We start from the raw sequence: 5681 nt of genomic DNA, 5'->3' as shown, positions 1-5681 counted from the left end.
GTGACCGGTGGCTCGACGGGTGTGATCTTGGGCGGCGGCATGCGGGGCGTGGTGACCGGTGGCTCGACGGGTGTGGTCTTGGGCGGCGGCCTGCGGGGCGTGGTGACCGGTGGCTCGACGGGTGTGATCTTGGGCGACGGCATGCGGGGTGTGGCGACCGGTGGCTCGACGGGAGCCGTCGGCGGGGGCACGAATCGTATCGGCCGGGCAACGGGCCGATGTGCGCGGTCTATAGCGTTGTAATCTGTTGGCCCTTTGTTATGCACGCGCCGATACTCCTGGTTCCAATGGTAGGCATTATCAATATGCCGGCTATTCTGATAGACGGTCTGCACGTGATCATGGTGAACGATGACGCTGACCAGACTCGACTCCCGCATCCGATTGTTTGGCACGAAGGTATAGTGACGGGATGAAAGTCCGAATTGCACGTCGAACTGTGCGTCATTTCCGACGGAGAATCCCACGCCCATGCGAAAAGTTGTGCCGGGGGGCAGGGGCGCCCAGCCGCAATGCGTTTCTGATCGGCGCCAGGAAACCCAGGCTGGCGCCCACACGGTGTCCGGAATCCAGACCCAGCGGTGACGGTCCACGTAACACCACCGGCCATAGTGAAACACCGCCCAACCCCAGGAGTAATCCGACTGCCAGTACCAGCCGCAATCCGTATAAATCCAGCGTCCGCCTTGGAAATAGGGACGCCATTCGGCATTCACCACGGTGACCGCCGGCTGCCAGACACGACCATGGGCGGGAAGGGTGATCCAGGCTCCATACGAATTGAGCGGCGCGTAGAAATCCTGAGTGTGCTGGATGATCACAGGCTGTTGGAGCACGATCGTGGTGGTGGCTGCTGCGTGTTGTTCCGGAACCACTGCCATCGGCGGTTCGGTGGCGGGAGGAGGGGGAGGTGGCAACGCGGGCATGGCAGCAGTTTCCTCTGCAGGCGCGCCCGGGGCGGGGGGTTCGAGAGCTGTCACCGGGGCTTGCGCGAGGAGCGCAGGGGTGTCGGTTGGCCGTTCGGCTGGCGCCGGCTCGGCGGGTGGCGCTTCCTCGGTCTGCGCCGGGATCGGTTGGCCGGGTTCGTCCGATTGGACTGCCGAGGCCAAGTGATCACGCACCAGGCGCAACATGATTTCGGGCGTTATGCCGAGGTCGGTAAGCGTCTGCATCGCGCGCTCGTCGGAAGACGATGCAGCCGCAGGGGGAGGAACGGGCTCTGGCCGTTCGGGCAGACACCCCTGCGCAGCGAGCAGGGATATTGCAAGAAGAAGGCTCTTCATGGGGTTAGATTATCGCAGAATTTAAGGAAAAAGTCAATCGCGCCGACAGTGCGCGGCATGGCAAGCGTGCGAAAGCGTGCGATCGTACTTCGTTGCATCGAACCTTGAATGGATGAGTCAGGAGCCCGTTTTCAGCCCTCATCCAGGGATCCGCCGTCTAGGGATTCGACAGAATCCTGATCCGGATACTCCCGCGCAAACTTGGGATTGCTGCCGGCGATCACGAGGGTCACTTCGCCTTTGACGGCTTTGCCGGTGAAACGGGGAATGAGTTCCGAGAGATAGCCCCGCTCGATCCGTTCGAATTGCTTGGTCATCTCGATGCAGACCGCCGCCTCGCGATCCCCCAGCGCCTCACGGGCTGCCTGGAGGCAGGCGCCGACGCGGAACGGCGATTCGAAGCAGATGAGCGTGTGCGGCTGTTCGCGTTCGCTCGCGAAAAAGCGCAACAGCGCGCCAGCCTTGCGTGGTGGAAACCCCTTGAAGGTGTAACTCGACGTCGAGAGTCCCGAGGCGATCAGGGCGATGTCCACGGCCGACGCCCCCGGCAGCACCTGGACGGGCAGCCCCTCCCGGACCACCCGCCGTACCAGCCGGTAGCCCGGATCGCTGATGCCGGGGTAGCCGCCGTCGGAGCAGAGCGCAACGGCGCGGCCGGCCTGCAGGGCCTGAATCAGGCGTTCACCGGCGCGCGCCTCGTTGCCCTGACGGTACGAGACCAGCTCGGGGCGGGGAATGCCGCAGGCGCTCAGCAGCCCCCACGTGCGGCGGGTGTCTTCGCAGGCGATCACCTCGGCGGCTTGCAGCGCTTCGCGGGCGCGCGGCGTCAAATCGCCGAGGTTGCCGATGGGAGTTGCCACAACGTACAGCATTTTCTGAGTTCCTCTGTGATGGCCGTCTTCAACGTTTCCAGGCCATAGCCGGTTTTGGCCGAGACCGGAATCGCCTGCGGCTCCGGACCGGCGAGGTGCGCGAGCGGCTCCTGCGCGTCACCGGCGTCGCATTTGTTCAGCACCACGAGGCTGGGCACGCCGGACGCGCCGATCTCCGCGAGGGTCCGCCGGCAGATGTCCAAGTGGTCGCTCACGCGGGGGTGCGAGGCATCGACGACGATCAGGAGAAGGTCGGCATTGACCGCCACATCCAGGGTCGAGCGGAAGGAGGCCACCAAGCCATGCGGCAGATTGCGGATGAAGCCGACGGTGTCGGTGAGCAGCGCCTTGCGGCCGATCCCCAGCCACAACAGCCGCGTCTTGGTGTCGAGCGTGGCGAAGAGGCGGTCGTCTACGTAGGCATCGGCGCGCGACAGCGCATTGAGCAGCGTCGACTTGCCGGCATTGGTGTAGCCCACGAGGCTCACCACCGGCCACTGCCGTTTCTGCCGCATCCGCGCCGCCTGAGCCTGGATGGCGGCGATCCGTTTCTGCAATTCCAGCACGCGCCGGCGCATCGGCGCGTTGCGGAGTTGCAGATGGCTCTCGCCCGGGCCCTTCATGCCGATGCCGCCCTTGAACCGCTGCTGCTCCTCGGTCTCGGGAATGCGCGACATCAGAAATTGCAACTGGGCCAGCTCGACCTGGATCTGGGCCTCGGCCGAACGGGCGCGCCGGGCGAAGATCTGCAGGATCACCTCTGTGCGATCCATCACGCGCACGCCGAGCGCCTTGCCGAGAGTGTGGGCCTGTGTCGCGCTCAACTCGTTGTCGAACAACACCGCATTGGCGGCGGCGGCCTGCAACGCCTCCTGCAGCTCGCCGACCTTGCCCTGACCGAAGAGGGTGCCGCCGTCCGGGCGGAGCCGGCGCTGAGTGACCTGGCCGGCCACGCGGATGCCGGCCGTGTCGGCGAGGCGCGCCAACTCGGCGAGAGACTCGGCGGCCTCGTCCAGATCGCGCCGCGCCTCGATCACCTGAGCGAGGACAACCCGCTCGACCGTCGTTGTCTCGTGCAGTTTCATGGGTCTCGCCGCAGCCAGCCGCTGCGCCAGCCCTCGATCATCCGGGACGCCTGCTCGTGAAAGCCGAGCGCTTCGAAGGATGCCAGCACCTCGGCGTACTGCGCATCCAGAATACCGGAGATCACCAGCGCGCCATCCGGGCCCGGCAGCACCGCGCGGGCGATTACAACGGCATGCCGGATCAGAACGGGCGCGAGGATGTTGGCAACGACCAGATCGGCGCGGCGGACGTTGTCCGCCAGGTCGCACACGTCCAGCTCCGTCGTGACGCCATTGAGCCGCGCGTTGTCACGGGCGATCGCCACAGCATCGGGGTCGTTGTCAAAACCGCAGACCGGATGGAATCCGAGCTTGGCCGCGCCGATGGCGAGGATGCCCGAGCCGCAGCCCATGTCGAGCATGGAGCCGCCCGCCCGCTCGCCGGCGATCGCGTCGAGGAAGTGAAGACAGGCGCGGGTGGTGCCGTGGCGTCCGGTGCCGAAGCTCATCCCCGGTTCGATGTCAATCACCACCTCGCCGGGCCGGGCCGCATAGGATTCCCAGACGGGGCGGATCACCACCCGGGGGGTGACGTGTTCAACGTGGAAAAACCGTTTCCAGCTCTCGGTCCAGTCCTCACGGGCCAGTTGCGAGACGGCGGGCGCGAGGCTCAGGCCCAGGGCCGCGCCCGTCTCCCGCACCGCGTCGCAGACCCCGGCGGCGTCGGACTCATTCTCCAGAAAAATGTCGAGGCGGCAGGTCCCCCGCTCCACGTCCTCCCACGCCGTCGGCGTGAAGGGGTGGGCGGAGAGCGCATCGAGCACCGCATCCACCCAGGCGGCGGACACCTCCGCCGTGACCACGGAGAGCTGGGTGCGGACGGTCACTTATAAATGCCGAATTCGCCGCGGCGGTTGAGGCGGTAGGCCTCCTCCGAGCGGCCCGGAGAGGCGGGCTTCTCCTCGCCGAAGCTGCGCGTCTGCACGCGGTTGCCGGCGATGCCGAGGCTCACGATATAGCCGCGGATGGTCTGCGCGCGCTGTTCGCCCAGCGAGAGGTTGTACTCGTTGCTGCCGCGCTCGTCGCAGTGCCCGTCAATCAGCACCACATGCGAGCTGTTCTGCAGCAGATGCTGGGCGACCTGTTCGATCTTCGACACCTCGACCGGCGCCAGTTGATACGAATCAAAACCGAAATAGACCGGGCTGAACGACACGCCGGCCACCGGCTCCCGCGTCTCGGCGAACGACGTCTGATCGTCTAGCGGCGCGCCCGTCTCGGCATCCCACGGAACCTCCGAAACCTTCGTCTCCTGGTCCTTCGATCCGGACCCCCAGCCAAACCACCGCTTGACCGTGGTGCAGCCGGTGCTTGTTGCCAGCACAACCGCAACCAGCGCCAGCTTGACAAACTGTTTCCTGTGCATACTGATGACTCCGTGGAGCATAAACCCCGTTACTTATTTATCCGACCAATCGGGCGACATCCAGTTGCCCGCGTTCGGGAATAACCGTACCGGAGAATCCCCCTGGATGTCAAGTATCCAAAGTGACGAGCGTCCGGCGCCCTCCGCCCGCGAGCAGACGATATGGCGGCTGTCGGGCGCCCACGACGGGTCTTCGTGATCCGGGCCGCTGGTGAGCGGAGTGTCGGGTTCGCCCCCCGCGGCGGGGTCCAGGACGGCGATCTGGTAGCCGCCGGCCCGCCGCGTCGCATAGACGATCATGCCCTTCGCCGACCAGTCGGGGTTGACGTTCTCCGACCCCTTGTAGGTCAGCCGGCGGGAGCGCCGGGTGGCGATGTCCACGCTGTACAGTTGCGGCGACCCCGAGGCGTCGCCCACATACACGACCCTGGCGCCGTCGGGCGACCAGGCGGGGCTGGCTTCAACGGCGTGCGGCGTCTGGGTGAGGCGGGTGACCGCGCCACTGCCCAGGTCGAGGGTGTAGACATCGGGGTTGCCCGTGAGCGCGAGGATGAGCACGGCGGTGCGGCCGTCGGGCGAAATCTCGGCGCCCGTGTTCAAGCCCCTGAACTTCGCCAGCGGCATCCGGCGGCCGCCCGCCGCCGGGAACCGGTAGACCGTGGGCGATTTGTGCAGATAGCTGGTGTACAGGATGTGCTGCCCGTCGCGATCCCATTTCGGGCCGACCGCCGCCACGTTGTCCTGGGTGATCTGCGCCAGGCCGCGGCCGTCGGCGTCGCACATGAACAGATCGGCGTTGTTCGGTCCGCGGCGGTTGACCAGGACGATCCGCGTGCCGGCGATGCCGCGTTCGCCCTTGATGTGCATGACCATGTCATCGGCCAGCCGGTGCGCCAGCCTGCGGACCTCCGTTGCCCCCGCGGCGGAGGTGCGGTTCCACTCCATCCGCTTGCCGGGCCAGGAGACCAGGCTGGAGACCGCCAAACCGTCGGCCCGGGCCGAGGCCGCGCCCGACACCCGGATCTGCCCCGCCGGG

General features: G+C 66.5%; 6 protein-coding genes. All 6 read right to left on the bottom strand.

Features of this window, described 5'->3' with window-relative positions; all coding sequences use genetic code 11:
- Window positions 1-1283: hypothetical protein (locus tag FJ222_11700; GenBank protein ID MBM4165086.1), on the bottom strand; the 1283-nt coding region annotated here is incomplete at its 3' end.
- A gap of 131 nt (window positions 1284-1414) precedes the next feature.
- Window positions 1415-2155, bottom strand: coding sequence for a 16S rRNA (cytidine(1402)-2'-O)-methyltransferase (rsmI, locus tag FJ222_11695; protein ID MBM4165085.1), 741 nt, complete (start codon window positions 2153-2155; stop codon window positions 1415-1417).
- The gene (hflX, locus tag FJ222_11690) at window positions 2110-3240 is read right to left on the bottom strand and encodes a GTPase HflX (GenBank protein ID MBM4165084.1); all 1131 of its coding nucleotides are present in this window, start codon (window positions 3238-3240) and stop codon (window positions 2110-2112) included. Before hflX ends, rsmI begins: the two co-directional genes overlap by 46 nt.
- Entirely contained in the window at window positions 3237-4106 is an 870-nt protein-coding gene (locus tag FJ222_11685; GenBank protein MBM4165083.1) for a 50S ribosomal protein L11 methyltransferase, read from the bottom strand. Before FJ222_11685 ends, hflX begins: the two co-directional genes overlap by 4 nt.
- Window positions 4103-4666 (bottom strand): hypothetical protein, encoded by a 564-nt coding sequence (locus FJ222_11680; protein MBM4165082.1) that lies wholly within the window; start codon window positions 4664-4666, stop codon window positions 4103-4105. Before FJ222_11680 ends, FJ222_11685 begins: the two co-directional genes overlap by 4 nt.
- A 12-nt stretch (window positions 4667-4678) precedes the next feature.
- On the bottom strand, window positions 4679-5681 hold a 1003-nt coding region (locus FJ222_11675; protein MBM4165081.1), incomplete at its 5' end, for a hypothetical protein.

Source organism: Lentisphaerota bacterium (assembly GCA_016873675.1).
GTDB lineage: Bacteria > Verrucomicrobiota > Kiritimatiellia > RFP12 > JAAYNR01 > VGWG01.
Note: the sequence above shows the minus strand (reverse complement) of the source record. Positions and strands in the feature narration are given on the sequence as shown.

What these genes read in the sequence shown, in the direction of transcription:
- rsmI (MBM4165085.1), bottom strand. Translation starts at nt 2,155, where the DNA reads ATGCTGTACGTTGTGGCAACTCCCATCGGCAACCTCGGCGATTTGACG.
- hflX (MBM4165084.1), bottom strand. Translation starts at nt 3,240, where the DNA reads ATGAAACTGCACGAGACAACGACGGTCGAGCGGGTTGTCCTCGCTCAG.
- FJ222_11680 (MBM4165082.1), bottom strand. Translation starts at nt 4,666, where the DNA reads ATGCTCCACGGAGTCATCAGTATGCACAGGAAACAGTTTGTCAAGCTG.